The organism is Hallella absiana, assembly GCF_025457485.1.
GTDB classification, from domain to species: Bacteria; Bacteroidota; Bacteroidia; order Bacteroidales; family Bacteroidaceae; genus Prevotella; species Prevotella absiana.
In genome coordinates, this window is record NZ_JAMXSP010000068.1 from 1 (window position 1) to 2,482 (window position 2,482).

Below are 2,482 nucleotides of genomic sequence, written 5' to 3' on the forward strand. Positions count from 1 at the left end.
TGAAAGCCTTCAGGTCATGCCTGAAGGGAATAAGGGATATACCCTTCTTTTTCTATAGATGTGTTACTGTCTTTGGTTAGGCAGCGGCATCTGCCCGCCACGGACAATCCCCCTTGGGCCAGCATTTCTGCCTTTGCCAACGATATAGACAATCTTGGTGGAGGGTATATCCTTGTCGGTGTAGACCAGGATGACAATGGACTTGCCAAACGGCCAGTCATGGGCGTCCCGATAGAGAAGCACGATAAGATACAAAAGGAGATGGTGGCATATAACAATATGATCAGCCCCTACTACATGCCGCGCACTTCGTTTGAGCAAGTAGACGGAGTTGACGTCTTTGTCATCTGGGTGCCTGCGGGACTCAATCGTCCTTATGCTGTTCCTGCCAATGTCACTTCGAAGACAAAGAAGATGACCTACTATGTCAGAAGTGGGTCAAGTAGTGTCGTTGCCAAAGGAGAAATCTACGATGAGTTGATGGCTATGGCTAATCATGTGCCATTTGATGAACGCCCGAATCCAAAGGTCAAGATAGAAGACATCTCGATGGTTCTTCTTCGAGACTATCTTGTGAAGATAGGCAGCAGACTCCAGAAATCTCTCTTCACGCAACCCCTTGAGTTAACCCTTGAGCAGATGGATCTCTATACTGGTCCATCGGAGAATAGAATGCTGAAGAATGTCGCAGCGATGATGTTCAGTGATCATCCAGAGAAGTTCTTCCCATATACCCAGTCAGAAATCGTCGTCTTCCCTAAGGGCAGGTTGAATGATCCTGATAATTTCAGTGAGAACATACTTCATGGCAGTGTACCTCAGCTTATCAATGGAACTTTGGATTATCTAAAGAACAATGTACTCCGTGAGTTCGTTGTCAAACTTCCCGACCGTGCAGAGAGTCTCAGATACTTCAACTATCCTGTCCAAGCTTTGGAAGAAGCAGTCACCAATGCTTTTTATCATCGGGATTACTCACTTTATGAGCCAGTTACGGTAGAGGTACAACCGGATGGAATCACAGTAAGCAGTGTCCCTGGACCCGACCGCTCTATATCTTCTGATGCAATTGAGAAGGGCGGGATAATGTATTCTCGTAGGTACAGGAACCGTCGATTGGGAGATTTTCTTAAGGAGTTGGATTTAACAGAGGGTCGTTTCACGGGCATACCAACAATCCAAGCCAAACTTGAAGAGAACGGATCTCCTCGAGCCAGATTTATCACGGATGATACACGCAGTTATCTTGACGTATTCATACCTGTTCACGAAACTGTAAAAAGCTCGGATATTGCCATCAAAACTTTTGATGAGGTCGAGAATGGGCCGAATAATGAGCCGAATCGAGGAGGCTTTGACCCAAATTCTGACCCAAATGGCCCAAATCCTGACCCAAATAAATTATCAAAGAGGCAGAATACTATATTGAAGACTATCCAACTTCATCCAGAGTTCTCAAGAAAAGCTATAGCAGAACTAACAGGAATGTCAGATTCGACTGTAAAACGTGAAATTAGATTTCTTAAAGAAAGTGGTTTTATCCGGCGAGATGGTCTGACCAAAGGTGGAAAATGGATAGTAATAAGAGAAATACCAATGAATGAATAAACTATGAACAGACTTCACAAGCCCCACGAGATCATGTGCTATGCCGCAATAGTTGCAGCAGTCCCGCTACTTGCCAAGTTTATAGAGGTCGCATCAGGTTCTGAACTGCCCCCAACGATATGGCATATTACGTGGCTCATCTGCGGAATATCGCTGGTTGTTGTGTGTTCTTGCTTGGTGTATATCTTTGTGGCTATACCTTTAGAGGCAGTGCTGAAGCGAACGAAGAAATCGAAGGTTCCTTCGGAGCGACAACAGAAAGAGGTAGAGGATGACAAGGAACCTGAGGCTATGATAACCTCAGTAAATGAAGTAGATAGCCAATCAAAAGAACATGGACAGCAACTTGATGAGCGGCACCAGATTTTTCAACCCTATGTGGCCGTTGATGAAGACGACCGACCCACTGCTCCTGTTCTCGACATTCTTGACAGCTTATTCAAGGAGATAAAGGCTAAGAAAGACGTGGGTATCGCCCTATACTGTGTGCGGGATCTTAAATGGCTTGCAAGCTATCCGACATACAACGATATGGTAGCCGTCTTCGGTACAGACATCGTGGGATCGAAAAGCAACTATTCAACTTACATGGCTTTGGTCCGCCAGACGACTGATGACTATAGTAACGCTACGAGCGAATTCCTGACAGATGTCAGAGCGATGAAGCCGAAGTTGAGGCGTATTGAGGAAGGAATGAGGTAAAGTCCCATGGAAACTATTTGTCCCCATCAGTAAAAACTGGTGGGGATTTTTGGGTCAGTTGCAAAAGTCCGTGGATGCCTTAGGGGGAGGGCTAACCAAAATATATTGCCAAGTGGTATACGAAGAAAGGAATAAAGTTTGTACCTTTGCCACATGACAAAGACAAATAGCT

General features: G+C 45.2%; 3 protein-coding genes. 2 read left to right on the forward strand and 1 reads right to left on the reverse strand.

Annotated features, from left to right (window positions below; genetic code table 11):
* Positions 1-63 precede the first annotated feature (63 nt).
* The gene (locus NG346_RS14540; protein ID WP_262288906.1) at positions 64-255 is read right to left on the reverse strand and encodes a hypothetical protein; all 192 of its coding nucleotides are present in this window, start codon (positions 253-255) and stop codon (positions 64-66) included.
* On the opposite strand from NG346_RS14540, the gene NG346_RS14295 reads away from it, so the two are divergent.
* Positions 169-1,608 carry an ATP-binding protein gene (locus tag NG346_RS14295; protein WP_262281347.1) on the forward strand — a complete coding sequence of 480 codons (1,440 nt, stop codon included), beginning with the start codon at positions 169-171 and terminating at the stop codon, positions 1,606-1,608. The genes NG346_RS14540 and NG346_RS14295 overlap by 87 nt on opposite strands.
* A gap of 3 nt (positions 1,609-1,611) precedes the next feature.
* Positions 1,612-2,310 carry a hypothetical protein gene (locus NG346_RS14300; RefSeq protein ID WP_262281346.1) on the forward strand — a complete coding sequence of 233 codons (699 nt, stop codon included), beginning with the start codon at positions 1,612-1,614 and terminating at the stop codon, positions 2,308-2,310.
* Positions 2,311-2,482: the final 172 nt, after the last annotated feature.

Excerpts from the sequence above, each read along its gene's own strand:
- NG346_RS14300 (WP_262281346.1), top strand. The coding sequence starts at position 1,612 with ATGAACAGACTTCACAAGCCCCACGAGATCATGTGCTATGCCGCAATA.